We start from the raw sequence: 17726 nt of genomic DNA on the forward strand, positions 1-17726 counted from the left end.
CATGACCGATTAGTGGCAGGCTGGCTCAGGCCTTGACCGCGGCCACCCGTTCGACCATGCCGAGCTTGAGCCGTTCTTGCTGCTGCACCACGAACCCGGCCTGCTCCACCAACGGCAACGGCCGCCGGGTCTGGTAGTCACCACACATCCGCACGCTCAGCTTCTCCAGCAACGATTGTCCGAAGTGGACGATCCGGTGGTGACTGCCGACGTGGTCGAGCAAGAGCAGCTTCCCACCAGGCCGCAGCACACGGTGCATCTCAGCAATCGCCTCACGCTCGTCGGGGACACCGCACAGGCCGAGCGTGCAGACCACGGTGTCGAACGATTCGTCCGGGAACGGCAACGCCTGCGCGTCTCCCTCGTGCAACTCGACTTCACGCCCGAGTTCGGCCGCGCGAGTGCGGGCGACGTCGAGCATGGCCGGGCTGAGGTCCAGGCCGGTCAGCCTGACGTCCGCCGGGTAGTGCGGGAGGTTGAGGCCGGTGCCGATCGCCACCTCCAACACGTCACCGGTCGCCTGCGGACACACCCATTCCCGGCCCCCGCTGAACTGGACGCGTTCGAAGAACCCGATGTCGCGGTCGTAGCGCGGCGCGTAGCGATCCCACACCTCACGAAGACCTTCGTTGCTGAGCTTCTTGCTCATGTCGATGCCCCTTCAGGCAGCAGTCCACGCGTGAGCAGGCCTGCCAGCGTGGATGGAACGGCAGCGGTGTCCTGAGGCTCTTGCCTGGCGGGATCCCAGTGCAGATGCACCGCCCACAACACGCAGGTCTCCAGGATCGTGCGAGCGACCAGCGGTGCCGGTCCGGGAAGCCGCAACGCCTTGCGCCGCTGGAGATACTCGGTCAGCACCACAACGAGGCCCGAGCGTCCCTGGCCGAACCAGACGTCGGCCAGCTCCGGCAACTCGGGGGCGCAGCGGTCGACCAGTTTGATGCTGACCCGGTGCCGGGACAGCGTGTCGTACAGGTTCGTGATGATCTCGGTCAGCTCTACGGCGAGCGGGCCACGTCGTCGTTTCGACAGCGCCTCGACCAGCCGCAGCTGCTCGACCTCGCCCCGCAGCCGCTCGGCCACCATCGCGGCCAGCTCGCCCTCCGCCGGCGCACGGACTGGCAGGTCGGCCACTTCGGGCAGCGGCTCCACCCCGTCGGCGAACCGCAGCGCCGCCCCGAGCAACGCGTCCTTGTTCTCGACGTAGCCGTAGACGGTGCCCTTCGCCACCCCCAGCGCGTCGGCGACGTCCTGCATCTGAGTCCGTTGAAAACCCTGCGCGATGAACGTCTCGGCCGCGGCCGAGACGAGCTTCGGAAACATGTCCGCTGAACGAGTGCGTGGCACCCGCCCAGCATAAATGACCGACTGAGTCAGTCAACACCGTTCGCCGCCCGAATTGCGCTGTGCACTACCAAGGCGATGCGGTCAGCGGCCTGATCCGGGTCGGGCTGGCCGGCGTCGAGCCAGGCGATCACGCCCTCGAGGGTGACCGTCGGCACGTACTGCACCGCCCAGTCCAGCCATGGACCTTCCGGAATCACCGCGGCCAGCTCGCGCCGCGTGACCTCCGCCGACATCGCCTGCATTCCGTTCACCACGTCACGGAAGTCCGGTTCACGCACCGCGTGCCGGAACAGCAAGCGGAATCCGTCCGGATCGTCGGCAGCAGCACGCAGCAGAGCGGAGATGCTGCTCTCGTCGTAGTCACTGGAACCGACCGTTGCTTCCAGCCGGGCACACGCCCGATCGAGCACAGCCCGGTACAGGTCGGCCTTCGAGTCGAAGTGCCGGTACAGCAACACAAGGGTGACCCCGGCTTCAGCAGCCACACCGTCCAGTCCGGTCGCCACATATCCGGTACGGGCGAACGCGCGGGTCGCAGCGTCCAGGATCTGCTCGCGTCGCTGTGCACGCGGCATGCGCTGCACGTTCTGAGGGCTCGCCACCACCGTTACCTCCGCTTGTTTAGGTCAGACTAAACAAGTAGCTTTGTTTAAGTCAACTTATACAAGATGACCTGAACAAGGGGCACACGTCATGGTTTCTCCTGCCCAGCTGCCGTTCGAGCAGCCCCAGCCGCTGCAGGTCCCTCCGCAACTGCGCGTACTTCAGTCCCAGGGCGCGGTCCACCGGATTCGCACCGCGGTGGGCCACGACGCGTGGCTCGTTACCGACTACGCCCACGTGCGCGACCTGCTCGGCGACGACCGGCTCGGCAGATCCCACCCCGACCCGCAGAACGCTGCGCGCACCGGCGAATCCGCCCTGTTCGGCGGCCCGCTGGGAGACTTCGTCACCGAGCGGGCCGACCACGCCCGCATGCGGGCGCTGCTGCAACCGCACTTCTCCCCCAAGCACATGCGCGCACTGCGTCCCCGCATCGACGCACTGACCGCACAACTGCTCGATCAACTGGCCACCTCAGAGACTCCAGCCGACCTGCACGCCGCGGTCGCAGTCCCGCTGCCGATCCTCGTGATCTGCGAACTGCTCGGCGTGCCCTACGACGACCGCGACCAGTTCCGCGCCTGGACCGAAGCCGCCGCGAACATCAACGACCGCACCGTCTCCGAACAAGGTCTCGGCAACCTGTTTGGCTACGGCATGCGCCTCGTCGAGACCAAGTGGCGAGAGCCAGGCGACGACGTGATCTCCCGCCTGCGCGCGACCGACGGCGTCTCCACCGAGGAGGCCGCCATGCTCTCCATGGCACTGCTCTTCGCCGGCCACGAGACGACCGTGGTCCAGATCGGCATGGGCGCGCTGCTCCTGCTCGCCAACCCTGATCAGTGGAACGCGCTGCGGGAGGACCCTGGCCTCATCCCGAACGCCGTTGAGGAGATCCTTCGCGCGCCCGGCAAGGGCGGCGGCGGGATCCCCCGCTATGCCCGCACCGACATGGAGATCGACGGTGTCAGGATCAGCGCTGGCGACCTCGTCCTGCTCGACATTGGCGCCGCTAACCACGACGCGACCGTCTTCGCCGAGCCGGACCGCGTCGATGTCTCGCGCCAGGCCGCCGCCCACCTCACCTTCGGACACGGCCTCCGCTACTGCATCGGCGCACCACTGGCCCGCATGGAACTACAAGCCGTCTTCTCCCAGCTGATCCCGCGCTTCCCCACCATGCACCTGGCCGTTCCCGTAGAGGACCTGACGATCCGCCGCGACGTGCTGACCGGTGGGCTTATGGCACTTCCGGTGACTTGGGCCCGTTGACCTTTCGGACAGTGCGGTCGTGCTCGTCAGAGTCATCCCAGCTCTCGGGTACGCCGACGACGCGATCATCGTCATCGCGGTGTTGCGCGGCGTGCTGGGCTCGAGGCGGTCGGCGCACCGGCCCGGAACCGAGGACGGTTTCGCTGCTGTCATCAGGCTTACGGGGGTGCGACGTGCGGATTGAGTTGTTGCTTGCCACTGACTGCCCGAACGCGGCAGCAGCCAGAGACGTGGTGACCGGGGCGTTGCGCGAGCTCGACCTCGACGTCCCCGTGCTGGAACGAGTCGGGGACTTCCCGTCACCCACCGTCCTGGTCGACGGGGTCGACGTGATGAACCACCACGACGGTGCACCGGAGATGCACGCGTGCCGGCTGGACGTGCCCACGGCCGAGCGGGTTCTCGCCGCGTTGCGCCACCGCACACACGACGACACAACACAGTGAGGCCACCAAGCTGCAGCCCTGGTCACACGAGTAGCGCCACCGAACCCGTGACCGCCGCGCCCTTCAACTGGACGGGCAAAGGTGTCTTCGAGGCGCGGGTGCGGGCGGTACATGCTGCCGCCCGCACCCGGCACGCTGTCAGCTGTGGTTCAGCCGCACGGCGTGAACATCGGCTCCGTCAGCGATGGTTGAGGTGAAGAAGGCGATGGTGTTGTTACCCGAGATCGTTTCGAGTCCCATGTAGTCGCCGAGGAACAAGCCTCTCGGATCGCTGGGCGCGAAGTACGAAATCGGCGCGGTGTAGTGGTTGAACGGCCCGTACAGGTGCTGTTCTGGCTCCCAGCTCTGGGTGCCGTTGTGCGAGTGGCGGATCCAGATGTCGGTGGTGGCGACGCCGTCACCGAGCACGTTGTTCCGGTCGTCCCAGTAGGTCAGGGTGACCATGCCGGTGTCCGACACGTCGATCGAGTGGTTGTAGGACTGCACGCCGGCACCACCGGTGGCGACGACGGTCGGGCCGCTCCAGTGCTTGCCGCCGTCGGTGGACTTGACCAGCACGACCTTGTTCAGGGCGGCGCCGAGTCCGTCGGCCCACACGACGTAGACCGCGCCGCTGGTCATGTCGACCGCGATGTCGGGCAGGTAGTCCTCGGCGCGGATCGGGAAGTTGTCGTCGGGCACGAACAGCTGGGCGAACTGGATCGGCGCGATCTTCGCGGGCGCCGACCAGTGCAGGCCGGCGTCGCGGGAGGTCATGACGCCCATGTAGACGCCCTTGTCGTTGTTACCCGCACCGGTGAATAGGTTCGCGGCGACGTTGTACAGCGTGCCGTCCGGGCCGACCGCGATCTGGTTGCCCTGCATGTAGGTGTTCGAGTCGCGCATCGACACCGGCGTGGACCAGGTCAGTCCGCCGTCGGTCGTCCGGGAGAACATCGGTTTTCCGCGGTAGGCGAACGAGTGCAGGTCCGCGATCGGGTGTTGCTTGCCGTCGTTGGGGTAGGTCCCCCGGATCCACGTCGCGTACGCGTAGCCGGGACGGGTCGGATCGCCGGTGACGGAGACCTTGTCGTTGAAGACGCCCCGGTCGCCGGAGTCCTCCTGGATGATCTGCGGCGGCCGCCAGGTGCCGGTGGTCCGGTCGAGGCTGGTGACCGAGATCGCGGACAAGCCGAGCGCAGCCGAGTCGATGGGCTGGCCGATGAAGTAGGCGTTGCCCGCCTTGTCGTAGGTCACCCACGGGTCGGTGACGCGGCCGAACCGCGTGGGGCCGCCCTGGCAGCCGCTCCACGGCACGTCCGGCAGCTTGGTCCAGCTAGCGCCGCCGTTGTGCGTGATCCACGAGGACAGGCCGCGTGCGCCGCCGTCCGGCCAGCGGTCCTGCTGGGTCGCGCCGATCATCTCGGCCGGGTTGACCGGGTTGACCGCCACCTGCGGCTCGACCTCGGTGTTGTCGTAGGCGGCGGCGAAGTCCGCCGATGCGCCGAAGGAACAGGCCGTCAGCGTTGATGGGCCGCTGACCAGGACGTCGACACCAGCGGCAAAGGGCGCGGCCGGCGCAGGAGCCGCTGCGCTGAAGAGAACCAGAGGGACGGCTGCAGCAGCTGCGATGAGCCGTCTGGTCGCATGCATGGGGGTACCTCCGCATGTCTGCTTTCCCCCTCATGGGTGAATCGTCGTAGCAGACCGGATCGTTGCGCCAGCGGCTCGATGAGCAAGCGTCAGCCCCTCGGCGCATACATGATCACGGCGACTCCGATCAAGCAGATGCCCGCGCCCAGGTAGTCCCACCGGTCCGGTCGGAAGCCGTCCAGCACCATGCCCCAGGCGAGCGAACCGGCAACGAAGACTCCGCCATAGGCGGCGAGGATCCGTCCGAAGTTCGGATCGGGCTGGAACGTCGCGACGAATCCGTACGCGCCGAGCGCCAGCACGCCGCCAGCGATCCACAGCAGACCGCGATGTTCCCGGAGTCCTTGCCACACCAGCCAGGCGCCGCCGATCTCGGCCACCGCAGCGAGCACGAACAACACGACAGAACGCAGAACCGTCATGATCCGGCAGTTTGGCAGCCACAACCGTCACCAGCGCACCGGTGCCGGCGACGAACCACCATCCACGTGCCAGCACCCACCACTGCAACGACGGCAATACCAACCAGCACGTCACGGAAGCCGATCGCCGAGAAGAACCCCGCCACACCACCGACGCCCAGCACGGGCACCAGACAGCACAGCAGGCAGGCCGCGCCGGCGAACCACGCGATTCGGCGCGCCGTGTCAGCAGCAGGAGCCTGCATCGGCAGCCTTCCCTTCGGCGAGGCCGGCGAACGGCAGCGGGCAGGACGGGATGTGCGAGCACGCGATGAGATCGTCGCAGCCCGCGGCCACCGCGGCCTTCAACGTGTCACGGATGATCTCCAGGTCGGCGATCCTGGTCTCGACCTCGGCCAGCTTGGCTGTCGCCCGCACCTGGAGTCCCGGTTTGCCGTGCCGGTGCGTCCCGAGGTCGAGCAGTTCGGCGACCTCGTCGAGGGTGAAGCCGAGCCGCTGAGCAGCTTTGATGACCCTGATGACGGTCACCGTCTCCGCGGGGTACATCCGGTGCCCGCCCAGCGTCCGGCCCGGTTCCGCCAGGAGCCCGACCCGCTCGTAGTACCGCAGTGTCTGCCGGTTCACGCCCGCGGCATCAGCGACTTCCCCGGCTCGCAACCCGGTCATGCCCGCATCCCTTCCGCCCTAGCGGCAAGTGCTTCGAGCACGGCAGCGTGCTGATGGGGAACCTTGATCTCCAGGCGCAGGCCGCCGCCAGTCGCGACCAAGCTGAACGTGAAGAACGAACAGCAGCCGGTCTCCCGCACCACGAGGTCGGCCGCCTGCGCGGCCACCTCGGCCCGCGGCTGAAGGTCCAGCGACAGAGAGGTGACGTCAACGCGCCGAACGCTCTGCACCGACTCCGCGAACAACGCGTCGAACTCGGCGACGCGCAGTGGCCGCTCCTCGGTGGGCAACGTGCATGCGTCCGGCGCCCACTGCTCAGCTTTTCTGGTCATGATTCGACGGTAAGCCTGTACCCAGGTACCGCATGCAAGTCACTGACAGCCGCATCCAGCAGCGGACTTGGCCCCGGCCACCGTAACGGCCTACTCCGTTGGCGTGCAGCAGGCGCTGACCCCGCAGCACGACATACTCGATTTGCTGTCCTTGCTCGCGGACTTGATCGACCAGCTCCCCGCGAATGTCCTGCTCCACGAGTCCACCCGACCGTTGGAGTAGGCCTGGCAGTGCCTCCAACAGGTGATCTTCTCGGACGTAAGCGTTGCACGGTGCACCGCCAGGGCGGCGCAGCACACTGGTGAAGCCACGTCGCCACCGGTATCCGCCCCGTGGACCCAGTGCCCGTCCATCCGCCGGCACAAGCTTGAGTCCGCGGGTTTGGGTGAGGTCGAGTTCCTTGAGCAGGGTGCCGAGGGGTCGCATCGCGGCCTGGGAGTCCTCAGCCAGCACCATCCGCTGGCCAGTCGGCTTGCGGCGCCTCGTACGGGGCCAGGTCAGTTGCGTCGTGGTAGCCGAGTTCGATCAGGCGGATTCGCAGCGCATCGAAGTTTTCGTCTGATCGCGTGTCGCTGAGCTCTCGCAGCACGTTCATCGCAATGCCAGCGATGTGGTGCTGTTCCCAGGGTTCCCCCTTCCCCAGGAGCGCCAGCAGGATGCTTGTGCTTTGCCCTGGGACAGTTGCGGGCTGGCACCGCTCAGCCACGTCCGTGGAATAGTCGATCTCGCCGTTTGTCAGCTGCAACGTGCGAAGCGTGAGATCTGTCCAAGTCTCGTTCGAAAGGCCGGACACGAACGCCCACCGGCCGGCAGCCTTGAGTGCCTCCACCGGGACGACCGCTTGGTTGGCATCAAGGGCAGCTCGCCAGGTAGCAACCGCCTTTTCCATGGCAGGCGAGTCACCTGCACGTTCCTGAACGAGAAACGCGCTGTCGTTCAACACGGCGGCAAGCAGGTCTGCGTCGCCGCGGAAGCTCCGGATGACAGTCTCCACGTCGTAGCCGGGGACATCGTCCCTGACCGCTGCGAGGATCCACATGACCGCGCCCTCGGACTTTCGTTTGGCGGCTTCGAAGAGGTCGTCGCGAAGCGCCTCGTAGAACCACGGCGTGGATCGACTTGAGTACTTGAGGGTCAGATCGAACGTTGCGTCACCAAGTGCGGAGTCGCGGAAGAGCACGTCGAGGTTCTCCTCGAGCCACGAGCTCGCAATGACCTCCAGGCGCAAGCGCTTATGGGCGAGCACCGCGCGGTACTCCATACCAACCGCGCCTGGAAGCCTGACCAGTTCGTCGAGCAGTGCGATGAACTCGCTCCTAGCCTTGCCCTGCTGTCGATGTTCCCAGGCTGCCAGAGCCAGCACGGCGTACAGGCCTCGACCTCTCCTGCTGTTGAGGGCGCTGTTCAGATAGTCCCTGCCGCCCGAGGAAAGATCACCAGAATGCGCGTCACGATCGATCAGTGCCGACGCGCGTGACCACAGAGCGTCCAGATGCTGTCCGATCGGCGCATCATGGTCAGCAAGCGCTCCGATCAGGTCAACAAACGCAACCTCGGTCGGGCCCCAGTCGGCGTCGTAGTCAAAGTCGTTATCTCTTCCGAGCACGTTCGGCGGCCATTGCTCAGACAAGCCGAGCTCGCCGGCGGCGATGATCGAGTCCACTTGCGACACGACCTCGCCAACCTTCTTGGAGAGGCCGACGAAGTAGTGCGAGACGTGGACAGGCTCACGCAGAATCCGCACAACGGCGGCTGGATCGACTGCCCACGCTATCGTGTTTTGTTCTACAGCAGCCTGTAGCGCCCTTGCCAGCTCTCGTGCGCTCACCAATTCACGCTCAGCCGCCTCATCAGGACGCCACTGCGCGACCAACTCGGCTGCCGTCAGAACAGGGAGCGCCGCCAGCTGTTCGGCACTGTGCGGCGACCGGCTCCAGTACCCGGCAGACGTCGGTGTTCTCGTGTCGAACGGCACCTCGGGGGGTCCGTACTTGGCAGTCACGTGAGCAATCTCCGCCTGCCAGGCCTCCAGCACGTGGTCTGGCAGCACCGCGGACCACAGCCAGGCATTCACCCAATCTCGGGGCACAACATCACTGTCCATGGTGGACGGGGTACCCAGCGCTTCCCTCCAGATCGCAAGGGCGTCCGGTTCTGGGTCGTTCGCAAGAACTTCGTCGATGAGGTCTTTGTCGTCGCCTGTCGGAGATCCCGCGAGACGGCGACGCACGTACTCGATCTTCTCCGCCACAGGTACGTCCTCGGCTTCAGCGAGCACTCGCGCCATCAGCCGTTCACCCGCGACTCCGGGAATGCTGCTGACCCACTCTCGAAGTTGTGCCGTCGTAACACCGAAGCAGCGCGCTTCCCCGATCAGCCGGGCGAGGTAGTGCGAGATGATCACCAGGTAGTACCGGTCATCGTCCCCTAGATCGGTCGTCAACCTTGAGATGTCTTGCACCACCCACGCCGCAGTCTCATGGCCTGCCGCATCACGGACCTTGGCCACCATCATGCGCACTCTGCCGACAACGTTCTCAGCATTCAGTCCCGCTACAAGCGGCTCGAGCACCGTCTTGTAGTAGTACCTGTCGCTCCCCATCGGTTCCGCATTGAGCACACAACGCGCCACACGATCGACCACGCGAGCCGCCGGTGTGGCCTTCTTGACCGCGCCCACAGCCAGCGCGCGTACGGCTCGGTTGTCGGGATGCGCGGCCATCACATCACCCACGATCCCGTGGCCGGCTTCACCCAGCTGCGTCGCAACGCTTAGGAGCTGGAACCTGGCTTCGAGGCGTTGCTCGACAGGGAGGTGCTTCGAGTCAGCGAACAGCGACGCCAATAAAGCCGCCACCATGGCCGGCGCGGTCCGCCCAAGCCCGTCGACGAGCGCACCTCCGGACCATGCAGTCCCGGGCTCCGGTGCCGTCAACACTTCCGCTTCATACAAAGGTTCCAGCCATGCTGGATCAGACAAACTCGACAGGAACAGCCTGAGGTGATGGTGGTTGGTCGCCAACGCCCGAAGCCGATCAATCTGATCAGAGTCGTTCCACGGCTCAACGGCCAACTCACGCAGAGCACGCACAACGTCATCCGGCGGAGTGAACATCCGCACGAACCAAGCGATTGTGCTTTCGTAGAGGGTCGTGGCATGTGCCAAGGCAGTATCCGTGTGCAGCCCAGCGCTAGCACGCTGACGCAACCGGTTGTACTCAACGACAGGGTCGAGCTGGCCTGAGAGCGGGTCGACACCGGCCTTCGCCTTCAAGTAGCCCAGCAACCTGGCAGCGTGAACCGAGTTCCGATCTCGCTTCTCTGCAACCTTCCGCAGAACAACCTTCAGCTTCTCCAACGACGCGTCATCGTCGTTGTCCCACTGAGCAACCTCAGACTCGTACTGTCCCCAAGCATCCAGAACCGCAGGAAGACCACCGGCAACCGGCGTTCGACCGCTGACCACCGCGTCCAGCGCCTCACGAAGGTTGTAGACCGCGCTCTCCGCCAATCGAAGATCACTGTCACCACTCAGTGCCGAACCAAGCAGCGCCGCCGCCGTCTTCAGCGCGGCAACCACCTTGCCACCGCGCTCCGGCAACTCGTTCTCGATCTGAGCAACCACCTCAGGCGGCAACTCTGGCAAGGGCAGGCCGTCGCCTGCGGTCATCGACACGGAATCAGTCTGTGGCAGCACCTCGTTGATTCCGCGGACGACTCGCCGCGCAGTGCCGGTTCCCCTGTCAGCAGCGTCGAACTGCTCGTGACGCTGCCCTGCGAGGACCGAACGGCTGTGCCGCCGCGGTGTCAGGCCTTCGACGTATCGTGTTCGACCATCTGGCCAAACGTCGCAGTTGGAGGACCGTCCGTGGTGGCCGTGCGTTGGGAGGACTTCGACGAGAACCCAGCCGGGTACGAGAGGCTCGCCAAGCTGCTCATCCTCCGCGAGTTCCCCGGCGCCGTCGCCATCGACGGGCGCGGTGGAGACGGTGGTGTCGACCTGCGCTGGGACAGCCCCGACGGCCTCGTCATCTTCGAGTGCAAGAAGTACACCAAGATCGCCAACACGCAGCGGCGCCATATCAAGCGCTCGCTCGGCAACGCCGCGAATTACCAGCCCGCTCGTTGGATCCTCGTCGTACCAACCGACCCCACGCCGACCCAGCACGAGTGGTTCACCTCGCAGCTCGCCACAGACGTCCCGTTCACGATCGAGTGGCTTGGCCGCAACTGGCTGGACGAACGGATCGCAGCACACCCCGACATCCGACGCTCTGTCCTCGACGGCGCTCAGATCGAGGTGTTCAAGGCAGTCGCCGAAGCACGAGCAGAAGCGGACTTCCTCATCGGAGCCTCGGACTTCGCCTCACGAGCCATGACGCTGCACAGCCGAGCCAACGAACTCTCCCCCTCGTGGAACATCCGGTGGGATGCGACCAAGAACGAGGTGATCGCAAGCCCGAAACCGGGCGCACCGCCTGAAGACGTCCGCATCAACTTCGAACTGGACTTCCCTTCCGATGACCAGGGAGCGCAAGCCACCCGGCGCCAATACGAGGACGTGGTCGCGGTTGGCGGCACGATCACGATCCCTCCCCAGTACGTGACGAGCATCAGCAACGCAGGGCTGGAGGCACTCGGGCTTTTGGCCGGTCCCGGCGAGCTCACCATCGCCACCCCGCCGGAAACCGACGGCCTGCCGATTCCAGTCACCTTCCGTACTACGGGCGGTGGCCAGCAACCCACTCGACCACTTCAGGTAATCCTCAGCCGTCGGGAGCGAGGACTCGAGGGCATCACGCTGCACGGAAGAGACGTCACCGGGCTCCTGACAGTTCAACTCGTACTTCGCCAGAGGCCAGGGTGCCAACCTACCTTCAGCGCGAGTCTCGTCGCTTCAGACGGCACATCGCCGGAATTGCCCCTCTCGGCGGTCGACCCCGCCGCGCTGCTGCGACTCAACGAGCTGCTGGCAGGCATTGACGTCGGCCGCACAATGGAGATCAGCTTCCCGGACGGGCGCGCAAACGCACCGCTCACAGCGCCAGCCGATCCAATGTTCGCACGGCTACGCGACCTCCTGGAGGATCTCGTCACCGTGCGAGATTCACTCGGCCTGAACCTTCCAATACCTCAGCGATGGCGACGCTCCGACGAACGCAACATCCGGTTCGCGGCCCAAATCCTCCGCGGCGAGTCCGCCGCGCTACCTGGACGTACCCAACCGACTTTCCACCAATCGGCGGAGCAACATCTGCACCTGCTCAACATCGTTCCCACGACTCGCGTGAACATGAGAATCCAAGGCGAAAGCGTACAACTGACATTTAACGACGTAAACTTCGAAATTGGGCCGCTGACAATTCAGTTCAGCTCACTCGATCTTCAGAACCCCGAGGCATGCAAAGACGCGGCCCTCGCAGGGAGAGAGGTGAAGTGCGTCTTTCACCCTCGAGCCGAATCGACGACGATCGCATCCCTTGAACCAGTCACCGCGTCTAACGAAAGCGCTGGTCACGGCTAGATCGCGCTCCTGCCCACGGCACCCTTGCCGTCGACAAGCCAAAACCACGAACATCAACTGTCGAGCTCCAGCAAAGTGCGCTGGTAGAGTCCGTGGACCGAGTGTTCAACTCGGTCCACGGTCACCGGCTTCATCCTTAACAGCGGGCCGGATGCTCGCATCGAGTATCCGGCCCGCTGCGTTATGGCGGGAGCGTGACGTAGCCGACTAGAGGCGCTGGCGGTGCGCCGCCGCAGGATTCCGCGCACCCGCATGCTCCAGTCGGGTCGAACTCGCCGACCCAGCTGTCGCCTGCGGGCGAAGCACCGGGCATCTGCGCGACCAGTTGCGGCGTCGCCGACGCGGATCGCCGCGCCGTCATTACCTGCCCGCATCCACAAACTAGACACCACGACCACCAGTCGAAACTGGGCAGGAGTGACGATGACGAAGCGCGATAGATCGGGCAAGGCGGTTTCGGGGGTAGGTCAAGACGCTGCGCTCGGAGCGCTCGCCACGTTGGCGAGTGTCGCACTTGGCGCGAACCCCATCGGGGCGACGCTGGTGGGCGGCAGCGCACCAGTGCTCAAGTACTTGCAACAGGTCTGGACCCAGGCAGGAGAGCGTCGCGGGGACCGCGCGGCGCGGTCGCTCAAGCACGCGGCCGACCTGATGGACGTTGGCCTCGACATCCTGGTGGAGCGTGCAGTTGGTTATGACGCTCGTCTCGAACTGCTCGCCCAGGTCTTGGAAGCAGCGGCGAGGACCTCGATGGAGGACAAGATCCAGGCCCTCGGCCAGATCCTCGCCGATGGCCTGCGCAGTGACAGCCACCTTGACGAAGCGAGGCTGCTGGCCTCGATGGTGAACGACCTGGAGGCACCGCACGTCGTGGTGCTGAAGCTGATCGCTAAGCAACCGGTGCCTCCGGAGTCGATGTGGTCCAACCCTGGCGGGCCCCGTGGTTGGGAACGGACCCATGTGGCACTGGCGTTGCCCGACTACGACAGTTTTCTTGACGGGGTGCTGGCCGCGCTCGTTCGCCACGGCGCCTTGCGAACTTTGGGCGACGGGACCTGGGACGGCATGGCGAACATCGACGCGCACGGCATCACGACACTAGGAATCCGCTGCTTGCAGCTCTTCGGCCACGAACCAACCGAGGGTTCAAGCGTTCCCGACGGACCCACTGAACCCGAAAACTAGGTCCGGACAATACGCGCGGCCACCTTCCGGGCCTACCTTTCGAACCACAGCCCAGCGCGGCGCACTCCCGCAAAGTTCAGCCGGACAAGACACCTCAGGTAATGTCCTGTCCGCGTGAAGATCGGTGTTCGGACCCCTAGTTGGCGCCAGGAGATCATCTTCCTCGCCAATCGCCCGCTTGGGCAGCGCGCTCCCATCAGCCCAGGTCAACGCCGATTCCACTGGATACTCTGTGGATTGTCCAGGAGCCGTGTTGGAGTGCTGCAAACCTGCCGGGACAATGCCACGGTGCCGAACTTCGATCTTGTCCCCGGAGGCGCTCCACCGACGCTGAATTCGGAGTTCGAGGTCGCGTTTGTGACCGAGGCCGGCGAGCAGCGGTTGTCCCTGACCGAGGCGTGGTCGGTGCCGTTCGAGTCTTGCCTGCCGGTGCGACGCTTCCCCTCTTACAAGGGGCAATGCCACTACATCGGCCAGTGGTGGACCGCGACGACCGGCACCTTGGTCGGCTTCGAGTCCTGGTTGGAACGGGATCGGCTGATGCTGCTCGACTTCGATCCGGACACCGTCGACGCTCTCCACGCGGCGCTGGCCACTTCGAGCGTTCGCAGTGGTGGCACTGCTGACAAACGGTCAAGCGGTTGCCCGCGACGCAGACGCCGTCAGAACTGCCCTGGCCAAACCGAGCGCTCCGCCCCGCCGGCGACCGTGGCAGCGCGTCATCGCTGCGGTAGTAGCGGCTTGGTTCGAGATGCGCCGCGGCTGACGGCCGCTCAAGTTCAGCGTCAACTGAACGCCACGCAGGGGCTGGACGGGGATGGACTGTCAGCCAGATCACGCATCTCGCTGCCGCTGTATGGCTGCACAACCCAGGTTCATCCAGCTGACGGGTCTCAACGATGGGAAACGGCGTTCAAGTCGTTGAATCGCCGCATGGTCTGGACGAAGACGCGCTGCACGCCGAACCAGCTCCAACACCGGCACGCGCACGGAGCCTCGCCGTCTCAGTTCCCTCTGCCAGTGGGCCTCCGCCTCGTCAATGATCTCGGTGAGGGCCTTGTCCAGCGACTCGGCAGACAGGTGGTCACAGACCTGCAGAAACTCGGACAGCCCCTCGTGATCCGACCCGTGACATTCCAGCAGCAACCCCTGTTTGATCGATTCGTAGTTGGCAACCAAGACCTGTTCCGCCGTGTAGTTGTCACAGCCTTGGAGTGCGGTTAGGGCATCGGCAGCGAGCTTCCAACGACCAGCTGAGGCATCAAGGTCGAGCGGCACACCGCGGTTCAACGCCTCGATTGTCGCCTGTGGAGCGAGGACTGCGTGCAATGCCACCAACGACTCCGAGTCTGCCAGCATCGACTCGATCATCCGCTCGGTCTCCTGCGGCCTGGCTTCTGCCATCACCATAACGATCTGCAACATGTGCATGTCGTTTTGGCCGAAGTACGGCTCGATAGCTTCGGCAAGCTCTGACATGTCCACGGCAGCAACGATCTTCTCGAAGGCAGGTAGGTCTGCTTCCCAGACGAACGTCATCAGTTCCGAGAGTGCTTGCCATCCTCGGGGCATGGACGAACTGATCGCGCGAGCCAGCACCATGGCGTCGAGCTGCGAGACGAGTTTGACTGCCACTCTCCCACTGTGTCTCGTTGGCTTTCGGTAGCGTAGGAAGCTCGGTCCGAACCCGAGTACGTGCCACAGAAAGTCGTACACGCCGTCAGGCCAGGACTCCACGGGATCGGCGTTGATCGCGGCGGCGACCTTTGGAAGGAACACCTCTGCCAGCCGCAGGCTAAGCGGTGGATCAAGCCACGCGATCGTCTTAGCCATTTGACAGCCTGCCCAAGCCTCGCTCTTGTTGTCCTTGAACAGGTCGAGCAGGGCACCGGCGTCGAGTGCCTCGGCTATGGACGCATGCAGCGCAGGACCACCGGCGTACCAGATCCTGTCGACCGCCTCTCCAAAGATCGCGGCCGATGTCATGTCGTCGGCGACCCACCTGGAGGTCAAGCTGCGCACGTCAATGTCCCGCAGAAGCTCCGTAGTGAAGTCGCTACGTTCCGCGCCAAGCCAGTTGAACAACTCCCTCACGCCTGAAGCGTCCTTAGCCGTCATCTCATCGACCCACTGCTTGAGCACCGCAGCCATTGAAGTGACTTGGCGCGTCTGTGCAAGGCCGTCCTGCCAACGCCCGAGATAGCACAAGACATGAGCGCGGAGGCCGATGTCGGTGCCTCGCACGTCCACGGCTATGAGCCGATCGATCAACTGCGCGATCGTTGCGTCGCTCGCAGCGCCGTGCGACCGCAGGATCCACATGTGATCCCAGCCAAACCCGTGCCAACTGGTGAGCCAGGCAAGTCCGGCGAGACTGGTCGTCGGATCTGCGATCGCAGCCTCGACGACAGCGGCGATGACGCGGCGGTCTCGCTCCACATCATCCTTCGGCGGAGGTGGAGCCGGAGTCGACTTGCGAAGCGCTGGTTGTGCCGTCACCGGTCGGTCCCCCACATCCACTATCGGGAGTACCTTCGGTCGTACGTATGGTGGCGCCTCGTGTGGATAAGGATCAAGTAGATACCGCAGAGCGTTCCATGCAGCCTGTACATGCGCGCACCTGTAGTAGCCGTCCTCATCGTAGATCAACTGTTCTGCGCGCAGAACCTCGAGGGCTCGAACTACCCATGCCTCGTCACGTCCTACAAGGACCGCCTTCTCACAAAGAGCTGCCACCGACGTACCCGCGTCTGCGGTCGCAATCTGCTCGACAGCGATGACAACCAGCGCAAGGTGGGCATCCTCTCGATCACGCACTCGTGCGATCGCTCCCGCAACGCGACGCCACCTACCGGACAACACGAAGCAGAACTGCCAAGGCGTACCCTGGTTCGCCGCGGCGCGGAGACGAGGAACTACCGACTCGTCATGAAACCTCTCTCCCACGTTCGGGTCGACGCGACTCACCTGCCGAGTCAGTGAGGCAAGATCTTTCGACAACTCCGCGTGAAGCGTTGCTACGGCACGCTTCTCCACCATCCGCACCACAGGCGCAGGCCCTCGCACCTCCTCCGTGCTCACGACCAGAACGCAGCGATCTGGCTCTGCAGCCTCGAGAATTTCACGCAAGGTGTCACCCGGAACGGATTGCGCATCGTCGATCAACGCGATGAGAGGGCCTTCGACGGCAAGCAGTTCGTCCACGAGCAGGCTGCCGTCGACGTGTCGTGCCGAGTCGCGGAGCCGCAGGGATTTCCATCCCTCACGGACCCGATCGGCGACGACCTGGAACGCGGTGACCGACTTACCGCTGCCGCTTCTTCCCACCAGGATTGCCGCGCAGGTGGCCTCAAGCGCGGTCTGCACCTCAACGACCTCATGAAACCGCGGGCAGACGTCAGCGGCTCCAGGGCCGAGAGGACTGCCGCTCAGCGCCGTCGCGAGCTCCCAGGGTCCGCCGAAACGAATGGGCCGCCAAGCAGCCGTTCCGAGATCCGAGGCAATCAGTTCCGTCGGTGATCGGTCACCCCAATAAGTGATGTTCAGATTGCCGGACACGTGGCCCGCCTGGACAACCGGTCCAGAGACCGAGCCGTCGACGGAGTTCTGCACAACGGAACCGGACGGCCCTGTTTCAGGCCGCGACGCAAGCAACGGATCCAGCCGGGCGTTGAGTTTGGCGAACTCCTGCAACACGGTGAGGTCCAGCGTGGTCAGTCTCGAGAGCGTCTCCGTGCCGGCTGCGACTAGAAACTCCTGGCGACGGGTCGTCAACGCTACAACCTGAACGCATGCCGCTTGGAGCAGCTGATCGAAGTACTCCTCGCCGTCCCCGCCGAGCGCTGTCCGCCGCAAGATCTCGTCGGCGCCGTTTCGAAGGGCAGTTGCCAGACGACCTGAATCCGCGTTATTGCGCGCAACGAGACTCTGCTGGTCGCCGCACTGCTCAAGTACCTCCACCACGGCAGCAGCCGCGGCAGCTCGATCGTTCTCGGAGAGGTTCCTGTACTCGTGTCCGTACGCGACGTACAGTTCGTCGCCCAACCGTTGTGCCACCTGGGAAAGTGCGCGACGGACCTTCCGGTCGTCGGACAGGCTGGCAGCGCGCCCGCCGAGCACACCCACGGTCCCGCCGCCCAACTCGCCCGCGACCTTGCTACCAGTGCCGGCTTCGACGGCGAACTTCACCACCGTCTCCGCGAGCTTGACGAGCACGGCTCCGAGCAGCGACACATTCCCCTCCCCCACCATTCGACCACTAGAGGCAGTATCGCTTAGACCAGACCGCCGCATGTC

The 17726-nt window shown here is 64.9% G+C and carries 15 protein-coding genes; 5 read left to right on the forward strand and 10 right to left on the reverse strand.

What is annotated here, in order from left to right; all coding sequences use genetic code 11:
* Positions 1-25: 25 nt before the first annotated feature.
* The 3 genes from AOM45_RS13200 to AOM45_RS13210 are packed head-to-tail and all read right to left on the reverse strand — an operon-like array spanning position 26 to position 1922.
* Positions 26-649, reverse strand: coding sequence for a class I SAM-dependent methyltransferase (locus AOM45_RS13200; protein ID WP_030466842.1), 624 nt, complete (start codon positions 647-649; stop codon positions 26-28).
* Positions 646-1347: a TetR/AcrR family transcriptional regulator gene (locus tag AOM45_RS13205; protein WP_030466841.1), complete on the reverse strand. Its 702-nt coding sequence runs from the start codon at positions 1345-1347 to the stop codon at positions 646-648. The genes AOM45_RS13200 and AOM45_RS13205 overlap by 4 nt, the downstream gene beginning before the upstream one ends.
* Before the next feature lie 26 nt (positions 1348-1373).
* On the reverse strand, positions 1374-1922 hold the full coding sequence (locus AOM45_RS13210; protein WP_051783052.1) for a TetR/AcrR family transcriptional regulator: 549 nt from the start codon (positions 1920-1922) through the stop codon (positions 1374-1376).
* Positions 1923-2040: 118 nt separating this feature from the next.
* Here AOM45_RS13210 and AOM45_RS13215 point away from each other — a divergent pair, with 118 nt between their 5' ends.
* From AOM45_RS13215 to AOM45_RS13220, 3 genes are read left to right on the forward strand one after another with little or no spacing between them, the layout of a single operon-like run.
* Positions 2041-3222 carry a cytochrome P450 gene (locus AOM45_RS13215; protein ID WP_030466839.1) on the forward strand — a complete coding sequence of 394 codons (1182 nt, stop codon included), beginning with the start codon at positions 2041-2043 and terminating at the stop codon, positions 3220-3222.
* 19 nt (positions 3223-3241) lie between these two features.
* Positions 3242-3406, forward strand: coding sequence for a YkvA family protein (locus AOM45_RS50800; RefSeq protein WP_156093731.1), 165 nt, complete (start codon positions 3242-3244; stop codon positions 3404-3406).
* Complete coding sequence (locus AOM45_RS13220) at positions 3396-3668, forward strand: hypothetical protein (protein ID WP_030466838.1); 273 nt, start codon at positions 3396-3398, stop codon at positions 3666-3668. The genes AOM45_RS50800 and AOM45_RS13220 overlap by 11 nt, the downstream gene beginning before the upstream one ends.
* Positions 3669-3806: 138 nt before the next feature.
* Here AOM45_RS13220 and AOM45_RS13225 read toward each other — a convergent pair whose 3' ends face one another.
* From AOM45_RS13225 to AOM45_RS13245, 6 genes are all read right to left on the reverse strand, one after another.
* Positions 3807-5300, reverse strand: coding sequence for a sialidase family protein (locus AOM45_RS13225; RefSeq protein WP_030466837.1), 1494 nt, complete (start codon positions 5298-5300; stop codon positions 3807-3809).
* Positions 5301-5389: 89 nt separating this feature from the next.
* The gene (locus tag AOM45_RS13230) at positions 5390-5725 is read right to left on the reverse strand and encodes a YnfA family protein (RefSeq protein ID WP_174517902.1); all 336 of its coding nucleotides are present in this window, start codon (positions 5723-5725) and stop codon (positions 5390-5392) included.
* On the reverse strand, positions 5719-5967 hold the full coding sequence (locus AOM45_RS50805; protein ID WP_156249722.1) for a hypothetical protein: 249 nt from the start codon (positions 5965-5967) through the stop codon (positions 5719-5721). Before AOM45_RS50805 ends, AOM45_RS13230 begins: the two co-directional genes overlap by 7 nt.
* Positions 5948-6388, reverse strand: a complete 441-nt coding sequence (locus tag AOM45_RS13235) for a MerR family transcriptional regulator (RefSeq protein WP_030466835.1) — start codon at positions 6386-6388, stop codon at positions 5948-5950. Before AOM45_RS13235 ends, AOM45_RS50805 begins: the two co-directional genes overlap by 20 nt.
* The gene (locus AOM45_RS13240) at positions 6385-6720 is read right to left on the reverse strand and encodes a hypothetical protein (protein WP_030466834.1); all 336 of its coding nucleotides are present in this window, start codon (positions 6718-6720) and stop codon (positions 6385-6387) included. The genes AOM45_RS13235 and AOM45_RS13240 overlap by 4 nt, the downstream gene beginning before the upstream one ends.
* Positions 6721-7163: 443 nt before the next feature.
* A complete protein-coding gene (locus tag AOM45_RS13245) occupies positions 7164-10391 on the reverse strand; it encodes a hypothetical protein (RefSeq protein ID WP_051783051.1) in 3228 nt (1075 codons plus the stop codon).
* A gap of 198 nt (positions 10392-10589) precedes the next feature.
* On the opposite strand from AOM45_RS13245, the gene AOM45_RS13250 reads away from it, so the two are divergent.
* Together AOM45_RS13250 and AOM45_RS13255 are read left to right on the forward strand one after the other, a co-directional pair.
* Positions 10590-12245, forward strand: a complete 1656-nt coding sequence (locus tag AOM45_RS13250; RefSeq protein ID WP_030466832.1) for a restriction endonuclease — start codon at positions 10590-10592, stop codon at positions 12243-12245.
* A 423-nt stretch (positions 12246-12668) separates the two neighbouring features.
* Positions 12669-13430, forward strand: coding sequence for a hypothetical protein (locus AOM45_RS13255; protein WP_156093730.1), 762 nt, complete (start codon positions 12669-12671; stop codon positions 13428-13430).
* An 834-nt stretch (positions 13431-14264) separates the two neighbouring features.
* On the opposite strand, the gene AOM45_RS50810 is transcribed toward AOM45_RS13255, so the two are convergent.
* Positions 14265-17663 (reverse strand): NACHT N-terminal Helical domain 1-containing protein, encoded by a 3399-nt coding sequence (locus tag AOM45_RS50810; protein WP_156093729.1) that lies wholly within the window; start codon positions 17661-17663, stop codon positions 14265-14267.
* Positions 17664-17726: the final 63 nt, after the last annotated feature.

This window comes from Lentzea aerocolonigenes (assembly GCF_000974445.1).
GTDB lineage: Bacteria > Actinomycetota > Actinomycetes > Mycobacteriales > Pseudonocardiaceae > Lentzea > Lentzea aerocolonigenes.